Origin of the sequence: Xylanivirga thermophila, assembly GCF_004138105.1 — a bacterium.
Taxonomy (GTDB): domain Bacteria; phylum Bacillota; class Clostridia; order Caldicoprobacterales; family Xylanivirgaceae; genus Xylanivirga; species Xylanivirga thermophila.
Genome location: NZ_RXHQ01000001.1, coordinates 25,349 through 42,676 on the forward strand (window position 1 = coordinate 25,349; position 17,328 = coordinate 42,676).

A 17,328-nucleotide genomic window follows, 5' to 3' on the forward strand; every position below is an offset into this window, starting at 1 on the left:
AAATGATGACTATAGTGGATGTTGTAGCTCGTGAGATTTTGGATTCCCGTGGAAACCCCACGGTTGAGGTGGAAGTATATCTTGAAGGCGGTGGAGTAGGCCGCGCAGCAGTGCCTTCTGGAGCATCTACAGGTGCATTTGAGGCTGTAGAGCTGCGAGATGGGGATAAGACAAGATATATGGGTAAAGGCGTGCAAACTGCAGTAGACAATGTAAATGATATAATAGCAGATGAGATAGTAGGCATGAGTGCATTAGATCAAGTAGCAATAGACAGCGTATTATTAGAGCTTGATGGTACACCAAATAAGGGCAAGTTAGGCGCTAATGCCATATTGGGTGTTTCATTAGCTGTTGCCAAGGCAGCCGCAGATCAGCTTGGAATACCGCTCTATCAATATTTAGGCGGAGTTAATGCAAAAGTACTTCCAGTCCCTATGATGAATATATTAAATGGTGGAAAACATGCAGATAATACTGTGGATATACAGGAATTTATGATAATGCCTGTAGGGGCTGATAGTTTCAAAAATGCTTTGCGCATGTGTGCAGAGGTATTTCATAACCTAAAGAAGGTGTTGAGTGATAAAGGATACAGCACAGCGGTAGGGGATGAAGGTGGATTTGCACCAAATCTAAAGACGAATGAAGAGGCAATATCGGTAATAATTCAAGCAGTAGAATTGGCAGGGTATAAGGCGGGAGAAGATATAAGGATTGCCATAGATGCGGCTGCTAGCGAACTTTATGATAAATCAGATGGCAAGTATCATTTCCCTGGTGAAGGTGTGGTAAGAACTGCAGAAGAGCTTGTAGATTATTATGTATCACTTGTAGACAAGTATCCTATAATATCCCTTGAAGATGGTCTGGATGAAGAGGATTGGGAAGGTTGGAAACTCCTAACCACTAAATTGGGTAAGCGTATACAGCTTGTAGGAGATGATTTGTTTGTTACCAATACGAACAGACTCAAAAAGGGCATAGATATGGGTGTTGGAAACTCAATACTCATAAAGGTAAATCAGATTGGTACGCTTACTGAGACACTAGATGCCATACAGATGGCAAATAGGGCAGGATATACAGCAGTAGTATCCCATAGATCTGGAGAGACGGAGGATACCACAATAGCAGATTTGGTTGTAGCAGTTAATGCAGGTCAGATAAAGACTGGTGCTCCTTCTAGAACCGATAGGGTAGCAAAGTACAATCAACTTTTGCGCATAGAGGAGGAGCTTGGGTATACTGCACAGTTTCCAGGATTAAATGCATGGTTTAACCTAAAACTATAAGTATAGACAAGATAGCCTTTATACGTTTAAGTATGAGGGCTATTTTCGTGTTATATCTATATAAATGTTGATTTTATAGTAGTCCTATGGTAAAATATCCTTGTCATATTATTAAGGAGGGATTTCGGTGGCAGCTTTAAAGATAATACTTACAGTGCTGCTTGTTATTGCAGAGGTATTCTTAATAGTAATTGTACTTTTGCAGCCTGGTAAAACAGCAGGTATATCAGGTAGCATAGCCGGGGGTGCTGAAACATTCTTTGGCAAAAATAAAGCCAGGAGTTATGAAGGTAAACTTCAGCGTTGGACAAAGATTTCAGCAGGAGCTTTTATAGCATTGAACATAATATTGGTACTAGTAAATAAACTTGCATAAAACGACCGACTTTAAAGGTCGTTTTTTTGTAATATATAATAATTGTTGAAAAAAAAAAGCATACTAATATTTAGAAGTGTGAAAAGTTATAAATGTTCTAAAATAGGATAAATATAGAAATGGAAAGATAAGATTTTTCAATGTGGAGGATGACGATTTGAATATAAAGGAACGGATTGTGCGGATTTTAAAAGAAAAAGAATGCCCACCTCAGTATCCTGATCAACTCATGGACATGCTGGAGATTTCAAAAGATGACCAACAACTTTTTATGTCCATACTTGAAGAGATGGTAGATGAAGGAATGTTAATGCTTACTAGGAAAAAGAAATATGCCCTTCCTGAGGATTTAGGTTTTTTGACAGGCAGACTTCAAAGCAATGCAAAGGGTTTTGGATTTCTTATTCCGGATGATAAAGATGAAAAGGATGTATTTATTTCTCCGCCCAATATGCATGGGGCTATGCATAATGATCGTATAATGGTGCGATTATTAACTGCAAGTGAAACCGATAGTTGGCCATCAAGGGAAGGGGAAATAATAAGAATACTGGAACGGGCAAATAAACAAGTAGTAGGTACATTTGAACATGATAAATATTTTGGATTTGTAGTACCAGATGATACTAAAATAGCACAGGATATATTTATATCTAAGGATGAAATGAATGGTGCAAAATCCGGGTATAAGGTGGTAGCCGAAATTACAAAATGGCCGGAGGATAGGCGAAATCCTGAAGGAAGGATAGTAGAAATTTTAGGGCATAAAGATGAGCCGGGGACAGATATACTATCCATTATACGCCAATATGATCTGCCAGAGGATTTTCCTGGCGAAGTAATGTCAGAAGCTAGAAATATTCCCCAAAAGATATCTGAAAAAGATATAAAGGGTAGGCGGGATTTAAGGGATCTAAAGCTTTTTACCATAGATGGTGCAGATGCTAGGGACTTTGATGATGCCGTATCTATAGAGATTGTGGAAAACGGAAATTATTTATTAGGTGTGCATATTGCTGATGTAACCCATTATGTAAAAACAGGTACGGCTTTGGATAAAGAGGCATATAAGAGAGGAAATAGTATATATCTTGTGGATAGGGTTATACCTATGTTGCCCAAAGAGCTATCAAATGGCATATGTAGTCTAAATCCAAATGAAGATAGATTAGCTATGTCTGTATTTATTGAGATAGACAAAAAGGGGAAGGTTATTAAGCATTCCATAGAAGAGACGGTTATATGCTCAAAGGCGCGTTTGGTATATGATGATATCACCAGTATACTGGAAGACGGAGATAAGGCGTTAGAAGATAAATATAGAGAATTTTTAGATGATTTTAAATTGATGAATGAACTTAGGGAAATACTCTATAATAATAGGGTAAAGCGGGGTAGTATAGATTTTGATCTGGATGAAACCATGATCAAATTAGATGAAAATGGGAAGCCAATAGAGGTCTGCCCTGAAGATAGGGGTATAGCAAATCAGATAATAGAGGAATTTATGATTATATGCAATGAAACTATTGCGCAACACATGTTTTGGAGCAATATGCCATTTGTATATAGGGTACATGAAGAACCGGATCTTCAGAAAATGCTGGATTTTAATGAGTTTATACACAATTTTGGGTACCATTTAAAGGGCATTGGAGGCGGAGAAATCCATCCTAAAGTGCTTCAAACCGTATTAAACCAAGCAAAAGGTACTAGAGAGGAACGGATAATAAGTGCTGTAATGCTAAGATCTTTGCAAAAAGCAAAATATAACGAAAAAAATTTAGGGCATTTTGGTCTAGCAGCAAAGTACTATTGCCATTTTACCTCGCCAATAAGACGATATCCAGATCTTATGATCCATCGTATTATAAAAGGGTTATTACATGGTAATATGGATGAAAAAAGGATATCGAAGCTTGATAAATTTCTTCCAGAACTATCCGACCACTGTTCAAAGACTGAGAGGTTAGCGGATGATGTGGAAAGGGAAACGGAAGATCTTAAAAAAGCTGAGTTTATGCAGGATAAGATAGATAATGAATATGATGGCATAGTTTCAGGAGTTACACAATACGGTATATATGTGCAACTGGAAAATACAGTTGAAGGTTTGGTTAGATTGAGCAGTATGGAGGATGATTATTACTCATATGATGAGAAACACTATTGTGTTATAGGCACAAGGACTAGAAAGATATATAGGTTGGGCGATTTAGTAAGGATAAAAGTAATAAAGGTAGATTTGTCTAGTAGAAATATAGATTTTGTTTTAGTTGACTGATTTCGAAAAATAAATTGCAATTGTAAAAATAATATATAAATATGTAAATTAGTATAAGCTTTTTTATAAAATTATGCTACAATAGGATTACAGCATAATTTTATAAGGAGGTAGACAGAAAAATGAGCAAAAAATATAATCCATACGACAACATGCTTGAAGTATTGGATAGTGCTGCTTGCATGTTGGGTTTGGAAGAGGATGATTACATAGGCTTAAAATATCCTGAACGGGAATTAAAAGTATCTATGCCTGTAAAGATGGATGATGGGTCTATAAAAGTTTTTGAAGGCTATAGAGTTCAGCACTGTAGTGCATTGGGTCCATATAAGGGTGGTATTAGATATCACCAAAATGTGGACATGGATGAGGTAAAGGCATTGGCTGCATGGATGTCATTTAAATGTGCCGTTGCTAATATTCCATATGGTGGTGCTAAAGGCGGTATTACTGTTGATCCAAAGAACTTATCCAAAGATGAATTGGAGAGACTTACCAGAAAGTTTACAGCTATGATTTTGCCTTTGATAGGTCCAGAAACGGACATACCGGCTCCGGATGTAAATACAAATGCTGAGATAATGGGTTGGATAATGGACACATACAGTGCTTTTAAAGGTTATACTGTGCCTGGTGTAGTTACTGGAAAACCTTTGGAGATAGGCGGATCCATAGGAAGACCAGAGGCTACCGGACGTGGGGTAATGATTATTACGTTAGAACTTCTTAAAAGATTGGGCATAACAGCTAAAGATACCCGTGTAGTTGTTCAAGGGATGGGTAATGTAGGTGGAACTGCTGCAAGACTTTTATATCAAGCAGGATGCAAGGTAATAGGTGTAAGCGATGTATCAGGTGGGATATATAATCCCGATGGATTGGATATGGATAAAATTTCGGATTTCACACAAAGTGGACACCTTTTGGAGGATTATGATCAACCAGGATTAAAACATATAGATAATTTTGAGTTGTTAACATGTGATACAGATATTTTAATACCTGCTGCTTTAGAAAATCAGATAACTGAAGACGTGGCAAAGGAGATAAAGACCAAAATTATAGTAGAAGGAGCTAATGGTCCTACCACGGTTGCAGCAGATAAAATACTAGATGAAAAAGGTATTTATGTAGTGCCGGATATTTTAGCCAATGCAGGGGGCGTAGTTGTATCTTATTTTGAATGGGTACAAAATCTCCAGCGCATGGCATGGGATATAGACGTTGTAAATGCAAAATTGGAAACTATAATGAAGAATGCCTTTGAAGATGTTTGGCAAGCAGCCAATGAAAAGAATACTACCATGAGGATGGGTGCTTATATGGTGGCAATTGGCAGATTGGTCAAGGCAAAAAAGATTAGAGGTATATTTCCATAATACTATAAAGGAAAAATATATTTGATATTAAAATAATAAGGTAAGGATATCCGCATCCTCACCTTATTATTTTACATGATTTAGTTTAAAATCCCCAGAGTTTATTTTTTATTAGATCTTCCATATCTTCGGCATAGATCTGCACCTTATTAGGTTGTATTATTTTGCAATAATCCTTATTCATATAGGGAATCAGTTCTTTAGAATCGAAGAAGACCCATTCTGCTATATAAGGCGGTTCTAACTTGTATGGCTTTATATCTGACATATGATTCATAGCAAAGGCAGCAGAACTCTTTATTTTTTCTCTGGCCATCTCTGGTGCTAGACAAACGGCACTTGTAGTATTAAGCCCTTTTTTTACTTCACAAGTGTGTATATTTGGAATTATAGTTTCTATTTCATCACAGGCTGCTCTATCACCACTAAGCAATATTGTAGGTATATCATATATGCCCGCCCTTAAAGCAGCAACACCTGCCTCACCTATCAAGTGATTATTTATTGTCAAGGATATAACTGTTTTACTGTTAAATGTATGATGTAAGTTGGCGAATGGTGTATTTCTCATAGCATGCTGTCCTATTATCATACAGGCATCATATTGTTCTTTATCCATATAGAATAACATATCCACAGGTCTCCCCATAACTAAACAAGCGGATTTGTGTAAAAGTTCAAACTCAATACCACCTGGCCCATGACCATCAAATACTACTATTTCATGGTCTCCAGTACTCAATATACCTTCTATGGCAGCGTTGACTTCTAATGTGGCCAAACGTTTAGAACGGGTAAAATTAGGACTGCTTGGTGCGCATTCATCAAAACTTACAATGCCGCTTACGCCTTCCATATCGGTAAGAATATAGATTTTCAAAGTAAACTCCCCCTAGCTACTATTAATAGTTATATATATATTAGCATTTATATATATAAGATTATATAATTATCATATAAAGATTATATAATTATCATATAAACATCCTATTTGAAAAGGAGTGCATTAAAATAAAATGTCGTCGATTACCAATGCTGTAAAAACTACAGGGGATCGACAACCTTTTTATTTTTTGGATGAATGTAGTTATACCAACGAATAACAAAACTTTTGTAATAAAATGTAGCAAGAAAGGAGTTGTTGACAATCTATGACAAATGTAGTAATATCAATGCATAGAACGAGTTACTAGTCTACCTATAAGGAATTGAAACCTAAAAGTAATGCAGAATGGCAAAAATATATTAAAAAGTTATTAGTCTACCTATAAGGAATTGAAACATCGTTCTTCTAATTTTTTGTCATAAGGAACGTGCTGGTTATTAGTCTACCTATAAGGGATTGAAACTCTTTGCCTTATATCCTGCAAAATCTATAAAAAATAAAGGATAATATATTAGTATGTAGAATATTTAAAGTAAGTATTAAAAGGATATATTGCAAGGAGAATAGTATGGATATAGAATCAAATAATAATAATATGGATGAGGCTATAGGAAAAAGATCTGAAAAGAAAAGGAAGGGCAGAAAATCAAAACTTTTATCCATAATATTAGAATTATTATTGGTATTAAGTTTATTTTTGTCTGTTGGTCTATATGGAAGGGTAAACAAACTAGAGAATCGAATTTTAGAGCTTGAAAATAATCAAAAAATAGTAAAGAATATTTTGAAGTTGCAATCTACTGAAATTACTAAATTAAATTTAAGCAAATCAATAGATGAAGGTGTAGTTACCGATAAATTTTTTGTTCATAAATCATTATTTTTTGACGATGAAGCTGTAATAGATATTGATTTGCAGCCGTCGATAGTTACCACCTATGTGGGAGAAGGTAAATTTAATATAGATGATAATGAGCTTAAAAAATACATCATGGAACTACTAGTAAAAGTAGGAGCCACATATGATGAAGGAAAATTGGATGAGATGAAAGCATTTAAAGACTTAAAAGTTCATATAACCATAAAAAATTATGATGTTGCAATGTTAGAAAACGGTACATTAAGCCTTGTTAAGTCATAAAAAATGGATAGACTATTTAGGTCTATCCATTTTTTATGATATATTAAAATCCGAACCTATCCTTTAAATTCTCTAATTGACCCTTAATTTCTTTTGGAAGCCTATCAAATTTTTCAAAAAATTCTTCCTGACTTTTTATTTCATCCTTCCATGCATCTTCATCTAATTCTAACAATTGAGATAATCTATCTATAGATACCTTATCCTCAATGCCTTCAAGCTCAATATCTTCTACTTTTGGCAGATAGCCTATTGGCGATTCGAGTGCATCAACTTCACCGTTACATCTGGCTAGTATCCATTTAAGTACACGGAAATTTTCGCCGAATCCAGGCCATAGGAAATTATCGTTGTCATCTGTACGGAACCAGTTTACGTTGAATATAAGAGGGGGATGGGTAAGCTTTTTACCCATTTCTAACCAATGCCCAAAGTAGTCTCCCATATTATATCCACAGAATGGCAGCATTGCCATTGGATCACGTCTTACTACACCTAGTTTTCCTGTAGCCGCAGCTGTTGTTTCAGAGCCCATAGTAGCACCGACAAATACACCATGTTCCCAATCAAAGGATTGGTAAACTAAAGGAGCTACTCTTGCACGCCTCCCGCCAAATAGTATTGCTGATATAGGTACCCCTTCAGGATTTTCCCATTCAGGGGAAATGGATGGACACTGGTTTGCAGGTGCAGTAAATCTAGAGTTTGGATGAGCACCTTTTTCTCCACTTTCGGGGGTCCATGGATTCCCTTTCCAATCTATGCCTTCTTGAGGTGGATCAACTCCAATACCTTCCCACCATACTGTATTATCAGGGGTTTGGACAACATTGGTGAATATAGTGTTTTTTCTAGTAGTAAGCATTGCATTGGGATTACTTTTCATACTTGTGCCAGGTGCAACTCCAAAAAAACCTGCTTCTGGATTTACTGCCCAAAGCCTTCCGTCTTCACCTATTCTCATCCATGCAATATCATCTCCCACTGTCCATACCTTATAGCCTTTTGCATACGCTGGTGGAATAAGCATTGCTAAGTTAGTTTTACCACATGCACTGGGGAAAGCACCTGCTATATATGATACATTACCATTAGGATCTTCAACCCCAAGTATCAACATATGCTCTGCCATCCAACCTTCTTGTTTCCCCATATAACTTGCTATACGAAGGGCAAAGCATTTTTTACCTAGAAGGACATTGCCACCATATCCAGAATTTACGCTCCATATGGTATTATCTTCGGGAAAATGGCAGATGTATCTGTTTTCTTCATCAAGCTGTGCCTTACTATGCAGACCTTTTACAAAATCATTTGAATTTCCTAGTGTATCCATAGCTACTTTGCCCATACGGGTCATTATTCTCATATTGAGTACAACATAGATGCTATCAGTGAGTTCTATACCTACTTTGCTGAAGGGCGATCCAACTGGTCCCATGAGATAGGGAATTACATACATGGTACGTCCTTTCATTGATCCATCAAAAAGTTTTCCAAGTTTTCCGTAAGCTTCTTTTGGATCCATCCAATTATTTGTAGGACCTGCATCCTCTTTATCCTTTGTACATATAAAGGTTCTGTGCTCAACACGGGCAACATCATTTACTGCTGTTCTATGGAGGAGACATCCAGGAAGTTCCTTTTGATTGAGTTCTGTAAGCTCGCCAGTGCTTACAGCTTCCTCTTCGAGCCGTTTTTTTTCTTCTTCTGATCCATCAATCCATACAATATCATCAGGTTTAGTTAGTTTAGCCATTTCTTCAACCCATTCTTGTACTGCTTTGTTTGTGTACATAAGATTCACCGCTTTCTATATATTTTGTAATTTATTATTATGGAAACGGCATACCATTTATATTATGCACATTTCCTTATTAACAAATCTAATATATATATAATCCATTTCAGAAGTTTGCAACATAAAAAAGATAATTTAAAAAATTATACCATTAAATGCAGGATGAAGGAAGATATTATACAAAAACTAATATAATATTAAAAAAATTAGCTAAAATTAATACAAAAATGCAATTTAACAATGCAATACATGCAAATGCTGTGTAAAAATTGTATTTTTATAATTACCCTCATTTTTCTGTAGCAATAAGTTTTATATTGCCAAAGGGGAAGGTATTATCTTCTACAAAAATATTTTGTACATGGCATTATGGTAGGTGCCTTAAAAGGATAAAATAACAATATAAATCAAAAAAAATAACAACCCCCCATGAAAAGAAATTTGATATAATACAATAAATAAAATGGTAATAAAACACTATAAAAATATTTATAGTATTTATTTGGATAGAGGGGATAAAACATTATGGATAAATCTTTATTAGTTGTAACAGAAGGTAGAAGTGATCTTTTGGACATACTACGGAATCTAGATATAGTACTCGATGTTGTAAAGCCAAATGAAATATCTAATATTGACTTGGGAAAATATTATTCTATTGCATTGTTAGGAGGAGTTTCGGATAAGCCACTTATGCTTCATCCCAAAGATAGGATATTGGTAGATGATTTTATCGATAAAGGGGGAAGGGTATTTTCAGAGTATGTATCCAGCATACATGAGCTTTATTTTTCACCACCCCAATCTACTAAACAGGAACGCTTGGTATTTTGTCTGGATTCATCTGTTATGGGAAAAGTGAAAAAGGGTGACATAATGGATGATCAGTATAATATGAGGATAGTGGCGTATAGAGAACATAAAAATGCGAGATCAGTTTTGCAGTATGCTAAATACATAAAGGCCCATCATAATACGAAAATCGATGATGATTTTATAAGCAATTCAAAGGATAGAGCACTATGGTTTGACAGAGAAAACCTTCTTATATGCTGTTTTAGAATATCTAATTTTATAAGGGCAAGATTTACGCCAAGGGATAAATGGATTGATATTATTTGTTACATAGTAGGATGGTTATGTGATGAGATCGTGTCTCCTAATGATATACCCAAATACTATAGTTTGAATGGGAAAGATGGAAAATTGGGGAAATGTATAGATGACGGGATAAAATGGTTTTATAATGCAGGTATATTATTAGATGAAGGTAGAATGGGGGTACTAGAAGGCATTGGATCTGAAATATATCCTGATGGTACCCAAACGATGCTTTCTAATATAAGGGCAGACTGTATAGGTGAGACTTCCATGGCATTTATGTTATATTCATTATTAAAGGATGATTATAAATATATGGAGATATCAAATCATCTTACAAAGGCTTGTTTTGACTTTTTTCAGATAAAGGACGGTCAATACAAAGGAATGATTAGGTGGTCAAATGAAGGTTGGAGTGTATGCTATCAGGATGACGTTGCCAGGGCAATAATGCCATACCTATTTAAATGTTTATATCTAGGAGATAAGACATATATAAATAATTGCATAGAAGCCCTTGATTTTCTTGTAAATACTACTGGTATTGATGGATTAAGGATACAAAGGACAGATAACATAAATTTAACAGTGGCAGATATGGAAAAGCTAGAGGATGTTCCTGGTAATTTCCCCTCTGCCCATTATAACGGATATTATCTTGCTTCGTTGTTGCTTACATATAGATTAACCGGGATTCAAAGATTTAGGGATGTAGGCATAAGAGGGATGGAAAGCATTATAAAGGTATATCCTAATACAGTAAGGGAGCATAGTCAAACTCAGGAATTATGTAGATTAGTTTTGCCGTCGGCATTTTTGTATTGGATTACAGGGGAAGATGCCCATAGGGAATTTTTATATAGGGTTGTTAATGATCTAGAACAATACAGACATAGTTCCGGTAGCTATCTAGAATGGGATGAAGGTTATAAGGCTACATTAAGTAAAAACGAGGGAGGCGAATGTTCGCTCCTTATAGAAAATGGTGATCCTGTTGTGGATATGCTTTATTCTATAAACTGGCTGCCCATGGCATTTATGCAGGCTTATTTTATAACAGGCGATAGTTATTTCAAGGATCTTTGGAAGAATATTTCAAAATTTATGATGGATGCTCAAATAAGCAGTAGTGATAATAAGCTAAATGGAGGTTGGGCAAGGGGATTGGATGTAGAGCTTATGGAGGTTTTTGCAAGTCCTTATGATGTAGGCTGGGGTCCATGGTCTATAGAATCCGGTTGGACTGTAGCTGAGATAGTTTCCGGTCTTATTGCAGGATGTCTTGAGGAGAAGCTTGCAAAATTTTATTAGAAGAGAGACCTATCTTTATACCATTGCATCTATGGTATAAAGATAGGTCTTTATGTATATGGCTCAAAAGGTGTATAATAATATAATAGAAGATAGAAAATAAAAAAGTACGGGAGTTTGTATGAAAGGGGCGACATAATGAAGATAGAGTTAACCAAAGAACAGTACAAAAGATTAGTAGAATTGGCATTTGCAGGCTCATGGATGATTAATTCATGGAGAGTAGGGGACGACCAACTTTTAGAATATGATGAAATAGTTAGGCATTTGTATTCATTTTATAAGGATTTTGAGGCTGATGATTTGATTCTGTATGATGAAAAAGATGATTTATATTTGCCTACTACAAAATTAGAAGATAAGATATTTGGCTTTGTAGATGATTATGACGATTATTCTTTTTGGGAGGAGCTATTAAGTAGAATAGCTCAAAGAGATGCAGAAAATAATCATGAAACCGTAACATGGGATAATAAAATGCAGTATGAAGAAAAATATCAAAAGGAATTTGAAACGCATGGTATTGAAAGGTTATATGTCGATTGGGGTAATAAAAAGTAATATATTGCGAAATGATATTGACTTAATACGCTATATTGCCTAAACTAAGATATATAAGTTTAAGGAAGGAGTAATTTAAGATGCCAGTTGTAGATTATGAAAAATATTGTAAGATGTTAGATAATGCATATAAAAATCACTATGCTTATCCGGCAATTAATGTATCATCATTGGAGACAGCAAATGCTGCTTTGAGGGGATTTGCAGAGGCAAAATCCGATGGTATTATCCAAGTATCCGTTGGAGGAGGCGCACATGCTTCCGGTTCTTGTGTAAAGGATAGCGCTTTAGGGGCCATTTCATTGGCTGAACATATCCATAGAATGGCAGAACAATATAATGTAGGTATTGCATTACATACTGACCATTGCAAACCTGAAAAATTGGATTCATTTGTATATCCATTGATAGCAGAAACCGAAAAGAGAAGGGCTAAAGGTGAAAAGAACCTATTTAATAGTCATATGTTTGATGGTTCTGAACTATCTGTAAGCAAAAATGTAGAAGTATCTACAAAATTATTAGAGCTTTGTGCAAAGAATCAAATTATATTAGAGGTAGAAGCAGGGGTAGTAGGTGGAGAAGAAGATGGTATGAATAATGAAGGCGTGTCAAAAGACAAGCTGTACACCACTCCGGAAGATATGCTTGAGTTTTATAGGGCACTTAGTAAAATCGAAAGTGGAAGATTTATGCTGGCTGCTACCTTTGGTAATGTTCATGGCGTGTACAAGCCTGGTAATGTAAAATTAAAACCAATAATACTAAAGGAAGGCCAGGATGCTCTAAAGGCAGAATATGGGGATGATGCCCACTATTATTTGGTATTCCATGGCGGTTCCGGTTCTAGCAAGGAAGAAATAGAAGAGACCCTTGAGTATGGTGTAATCAAGATGAACATAGATACGGATACCCAGTATGCATTTACAAGGCCTATAGTAGATCATATGTTTAAAAACTATGATGGGGTTTTGAAGATAGAAGGAGAAGTAGGTAACAAGAAAGTATATGATCCTAGATCATATTTGAAGGCTGGAGAGATTGGTATGGCAGAACGGATCAAGGAAGCTTGTAATGTATTGAGGTCAACCGGTAAGACCATCTTTGGTTGATTGTTTAGGGTTGCTAAAAATATACTTTAGGTATATAATATAGACAAGTTAATATAATATATTTAATGAGAGATTAGGAGACAGTTATGCAATAAGTTGGATACTTGTGCAGGCTGTCTCTTTCTTTTTTAAAATAAATTAGAAAGGGGTAATGTTAAAATGGTATTGGATAAGGACATAGTATGGGTGAATTTTGATAAAATGGAAAAGTTTATGGTGGATGTTTTTAAGGGAATAGGTGTGCCTGAGGAAGATGCAAAAATATGTGCTGACATTTTAATTACGGCAGATAAACATGGTATAGACTCACATGGTGTGAGCAGATTAAAACCCATATACTATGATAGGATAAAGCTAGGCATACAAAATCCAGTTACCGAGTTTGAAGTAGTACGGGAGGGTCCTACAACAGCTGTGGTAGACGGACATAATGGCATGGGTCATGTAATAGGCAAAAAATCTATGGAGCTTGCCATAGAAAAGGCTAAAAAATATGGTATGGGAATGGTTGCAGTAAGAAATTCTACACACTATGGGATAGCAGGATATTATTCTCTCATGGCAGTAAAAGAGGGAATGATAGGTATAACAGGGACCAACGCCCGCCCTTCCATTGCTCCTACCTTTGGAGTGGAAAATATGCTAGGCACCAATCCACTGACATTTGGCATGCCCTCGGATGAAGAATTTCCATTTGTTTTGGATTGTTCCACAGCAGTAGCCCAAAGGGGGAAAGTAGAATTATATGCAAGGGCCAATAAAGAATTGCCAGAGGGTTGGGTAATTGGACAGGACGGGAAGAGTAAAACTGACCCCAATCAGGTACTTAAGGATCTTGTGGCAGGTACTGCTGCGTTGGTACCATTAGGTGGTATAGGTGAAGAGACATCGGGCTATAAGGGATATGGATATGCGACTGTAGTGGAAATATTATCAGCTGCATTGCAGGGTGGAAAGTTTCTAAAAGATTTGACAGGTTTTGATGAAGAGGGCAATAGGGCGCCCTATAGATTGGGACATTTCTTTATAGCAATAGATGTAAGTGCATTTACTTCGTTGGAGAGTTTCAAAAAAACAACAGGTGAAATATTAAGGGCTCTACGTAATTCTAAAAAAGCACCAGGCTGTGATAGAATCTATACTGCATGGGAAAAGGAGTATTTGACGTGGTTAGACAGAAAAGACAAAGGTGTGCCTATTAATAAGTCCATTGCAAAGGAGATTCTAAAGGTTAAAGAAGAGCTTAAGTTAGATGATTATACATTTGGTTTTGAAGATAAGTGGAATGAATGACAAGAAAAGACCTCTGCATATGCAGAGGTCTTTTCTTGTCATAGTTTTTTGTAGCAGAACCACCAGTCGAAACATTCTATTTCTCCATTTTGAGCCTGCTCAAGGCGTTCTTTTGCTAGCTTTTCAGTAGCTACCGGGGGAATTATGACCTTATCACCGATTAGGGGGTTATTTGGCCAGTTTTCAGGAACGGCTACTTTATTTTTATCAGCAGTCTGTAATGCCTTTACGGATCTTAAGACTTCATCCACATTACGTCCCACCTCCTGCGGGTAATACATTATTAGTCTTACTACACCTTTATCATCTACTATGAATACAGCTCTTACGGTATTAGTACCTTTACTAGGATGTATCATGCCAAGTGCGGAAGCTGTTCTTCCCAATTCATCGGCGATGACTGGAAAAGGAACTTCTACATCGGTTTTATCCTTAATCCATTCAATCCATTTTATATGTGAAAACACTTGATCTACTGATAGACCAATAAGTTCAGTATTTAATTTCTTAAACTCGTCTGCCTTTTTTGAAAAGCTTACAAATTCAGTAGTACATACCGGGGTAAAATCTCCGGGGTGGCTAAATAGCACAAACCATTTTCCGGCATAATCATCAGGCAGTTTTTTTACTCCATGTGTAGTTACTACTTCCATGGATGGAAATTTTTCTCCTAATAGCGCCATTCTTTTTACATCTTCCATTGTGTAATCCTCCTCTTTATTATCAAATATATATGGAATTTGTTATTATTTTTTTATCCTATTATATAGCTAAACTATTTTTTATCGGTTATAATAAGTTTTTGAAGATTTTTTAGAAAAATTTTTAGACTGAATTTTTAGTTTGACATATGATATTCAGGTTATATATTATAGATACATTGAAATCGTCGATATAAAATATATAATAAACATTTACTGTCAATAGGAGGTATTATAGATGTATCAGTTTTCACCAAAAGGGGTTTGCTCAAGGGATATAAAATTCGATATAGTAGATGGCAGGATAACGAAGGTGCAATTTACAGGGGGCTGTAATGGAAATCTACAGGGTATTTCCAAACTAGTTGAAGGTATGGAGGTTGAAGAGGCGATAAAGAGGCTTTCAGGTATAAGATGCGGAAGTAAGTCTACATCTTGTCCAGATCAGTTTTCCAAGGCGCTTTTGCAATTTAAAGGGGCGGGAGTTTAATAAAGCTCCCGCCTTAGTGCTTGTATTGCCCTATTTTTTAGTCCCAGTACCGTTTTATAGTGTACCCCCCTTATACTGGCTATCTCTTTCAAACTTAATTCATTAAAAAAGTATAGTAAAATTACCTCCTTTTGTTTTTGTGACAGCCTATCTATGGCCTTATAAAGCATTTTAAAATCCTCTGTCTTTACATAAATATTCCATATGTCAGCATTTTCGTCTTCTAAAATATCTATATAAGTCAAAGCATCTTCATCACCTATGGATTTATCCAATGAAATCAGGGGACGATATTTTTTTGATATATTGAGCATGCCATAATAAAGTTTTGATTTTACATATGACAAAAATGGTACTTGAAGTTTTTCGTCGTAGCTTTTAATACAATCCATTATTATGATAACTGCTTCTTGGTATGCATCATCCCGTTCCATCTTATAGGCATAGCGATTTATAGCAGAACATATAAGGGGATTAAGCTTTCCTATAATATATTTAGATGCGTTGGTATCACCTTTTTTGGCCATTTTTACCAAATCCTTATACATATATTCCATGTGTATTCTCCTATGGCAAAGGGCCGGCCCTTTGATATAGTACTGTACAGCCAAATACAGCATATTATATGGTAGGGTAAATGAAAAAACACGCAGAGATGTTACTGAAGATCAAGGGAATAGCATTTGCAGATAAAAATGTGTTATTTATATAAAAAAGGATAGAACAGGTACTTATCAAACATACGTTCGATAAGTAATCATAAAAAATGCCCCACCGAAGGAACGGTGGGACGTTTATATCTAATATATTACTTTCCTATAAACATTTGAACAAACACATATCCATATTTAGAACTCTTTTGTACCCCTATACCTACATGTGTAAAATTGGGGTTTAGAATATTTTTTCTATGGCCATCGGAATTCATAAGCCCTACATGGGCCTTATCCACATTATTGTATCCTGCAATGTTTTCACCGGCTGCATAATATTTTATACCAAATTTTTTCATCATATCAAAGGGACTGCCATAGTTAGGGGATTCATGGGCAAAGTAGTTGTTGTCTACCATATCTTTAGCCTTTACATTTGCAACGTTTGCAAGTTCTATATCCCATGTAAGGGGTTTTACTCCCGCCTTGGTTCTCTCTTCGTTTATAAGCTCCAGCATTCTTGTTTGCTCTGTACTTAATCCTTGTGTAACAGGTTGAGATGGAGTCTCTTGCTTTGGTTGAGTAGTAGTTTCTGGTTTGGTTTCTGTCTTTGGCTGTGTGGTAGTTTCTTGTTTAGTCTCAGTTTTTTCTCCATCAGTTTGTGCAGCGTTTTTATTGCTGTTTACAGTATACCAATTATTATTTTTATAAACTATGTCCCATATATTTCCTTGCCTAGTAATAGTTATAATAGGCAAATAAGTACCTGTATATGATTTAATATTTAAAGTAGGACATGATCTTATTATCGTTTGGGACGTTTGATAATTACAAGCAGCGAGTGCACTTTCGTTAATTCCTGGGAGTCCATTGCCTACAAATAATACACCTATTAACAATACTGATAATATAGCTACAATTTTCTTTTTCATATGCGACCTCCA

15 protein-coding genes are annotated in these 17,328 nt (G+C 35.8%); 10 read left to right on the plus strand and 5 right to left on the minus strand.

Annotated features, from left to right (window positions below):
• Positions 1–2 precede the first annotated feature (2 nt).
• The 4 genes from eno (at position 3) to EJN67_RS00135 (ending at position 5,334) form a co-directional block, all read left to right on the plus strand.
• Positions 3–1,295 (plus strand): phosphopyruvate hydratase, encoded by a 1,293-nt coding sequence (gene eno / locus EJN67_RS00120; protein WP_129721264.1) that lies wholly within the window; start codon positions 3–5, stop codon positions 1,293–1,295.
• A gap of 127 nt (positions 1,296–1,422) precedes the next feature.
• Positions 1,423–1,671 (plus strand): preprotein translocase subunit SecG, encoded by a 249-nt coding sequence (gene secG, locus EJN67_RS00125; RefSeq protein WP_129721265.1) that lies wholly within the window; start codon positions 1,423–1,425, stop codon positions 1,669–1,671.
• A gap of 157 nt (positions 1,672–1,828) precedes the next feature.
• The gene (gene rnr / locus EJN67_RS00130) at positions 1,829–3,955 is read left to right on the plus strand and encodes a ribonuclease R (RefSeq protein WP_129721266.1); all 2,127 of its coding nucleotides are present in this window, start codon (positions 1,829–1,831) and stop codon (positions 3,953–3,955) included.
• Between the two features lie 122 nt (positions 3,956–4,077).
• Positions 4,078–5,334 carry a Glu/Leu/Phe/Val family dehydrogenase gene (locus EJN67_RS00135; protein WP_129721267.1) on the plus strand — a complete coding sequence of 419 codons (1,257 nt, stop codon included), beginning with the start codon at positions 4,078–4,080 and terminating at the stop codon, positions 5,332–5,334.
• Between the two features lie 85 nt (positions 5,335–5,419).
• Here EJN67_RS00135 and EJN67_RS00140 read toward each other — a convergent pair whose 3' ends face one another.
• On the minus strand, positions 5,420–6,214 hold the full coding sequence (locus EJN67_RS00140) for a M55 family metallopeptidase (protein ID WP_129721268.1): 795 nt from the start codon (positions 6,212–6,214) through the stop codon (positions 5,420–5,422).
• Between the two features lie 574 nt (positions 6,215–6,788).
• On the opposite strand from EJN67_RS00140, the gene EJN67_RS00145 reads away from it, so the two are divergent.
• Entirely contained in the window at positions 6,789–7,361 is a 573-nt protein-coding gene (locus tag EJN67_RS00145) for a hypothetical protein (protein WP_129721269.1), read from the plus strand.
• 43 nt (positions 7,362–7,404) lie between these two features.
• Here EJN67_RS00145 and EJN67_RS00150 read toward each other — a convergent pair whose 3' ends face one another.
• Complete coding sequence (locus EJN67_RS00150) at positions 7,405–9,159, minus strand: phosphoenolpyruvate carboxykinase (GTP) (protein ID WP_129721270.1); 1,755 nt, start codon at positions 9,157–9,159, stop codon at positions 7,405–7,407.
• A 528-nt stretch (positions 9,160–9,687) separates the two neighbouring features.
• Between EJN67_RS00150 and EJN67_RS00155 the strand changes: the two genes are divergently transcribed.
• The 4 genes from EJN67_RS00155 (at position 9,688) to EJN67_RS00170 (ending at position 14,540) form a co-directional block, all read left to right on the plus strand.
• A complete protein-coding gene (locus EJN67_RS00155; protein ID WP_129721271.1) occupies positions 9,688–11,574 on the plus strand; it encodes a hypothetical protein in 1,887 nt (628 codons plus the stop codon).
• A 138-nt stretch (positions 11,575–11,712) separates the two neighbouring features.
• Positions 11,713–12,135, plus strand: a complete 423-nt coding sequence (locus EJN67_RS00160; protein ID WP_129721272.1) for a hypothetical protein — start codon at positions 11,713–11,715, stop codon at positions 12,133–12,135.
• Between the two features lie 80 nt (positions 12,136–12,215).
• Entirely contained in the window at positions 12,216–13,247 is a 1,032-nt protein-coding gene (gene fbaA / locus EJN67_RS00165) for a class II fructose-bisphosphate aldolase (protein WP_129721273.1), read from the plus strand.
• A gap of 159 nt (positions 13,248–13,406) precedes the next feature.
• Positions 13,407–14,540 carry an Ldh family oxidoreductase gene (locus EJN67_RS00170; RefSeq protein WP_129721274.1) on the plus strand — a complete coding sequence of 378 codons (1,134 nt, stop codon included), beginning with the start codon at positions 13,407–13,409 and terminating at the stop codon, positions 14,538–14,540.
• Positions 14,541–14,578: 38 nt separating this feature from the next.
• On the opposite strand, the gene EJN67_RS00175 is transcribed toward EJN67_RS00170, so the two are convergent.
• Entirely contained in the window at positions 14,579–15,241 is a 663-nt protein-coding gene (locus EJN67_RS00175) for a peroxiredoxin (RefSeq protein ID WP_129721275.1), read from the minus strand.
• Positions 15,242–15,479: 238 nt separating this feature from the next.
• On the opposite strand from EJN67_RS00175, the gene EJN67_RS00180 reads away from it, so the two are divergent.
• Positions 15,480–15,731 carry a TIGR03905 family TSCPD domain-containing protein gene (locus EJN67_RS00180; RefSeq protein WP_129721276.1) on the plus strand — a complete coding sequence of 84 codons (252 nt, stop codon included), beginning with the start codon at positions 15,480–15,482 and terminating at the stop codon, positions 15,729–15,731.
• On the opposite strand, the gene EJN67_RS00185 is transcribed toward EJN67_RS00180, so the two are convergent.
• Together EJN67_RS00185 and EJN67_RS00190 are read right to left on the minus strand one after the other, a co-directional pair.
• Complete coding sequence (locus tag EJN67_RS00185; RefSeq protein WP_165000653.1) at positions 15,728–16,288, minus strand: RNA polymerase sigma factor; 561 nt, start codon at positions 16,286–16,288, stop codon at positions 15,728–15,730. The two genes, EJN67_RS00180 and EJN67_RS00185, sit on opposite strands and share 4 nt — an antisense overlap.
• A gap of 251 nt (positions 16,289–16,539) precedes the next feature.
• Positions 16,540–17,316, minus strand: a complete 777-nt coding sequence (locus EJN67_RS00190) for a CAP domain-containing protein (RefSeq protein ID WP_129721278.1) — start codon at positions 17,314–17,316, stop codon at positions 16,540–16,542.
• Positions 17,317–17,328 lie beyond the last annotated feature (12 nt).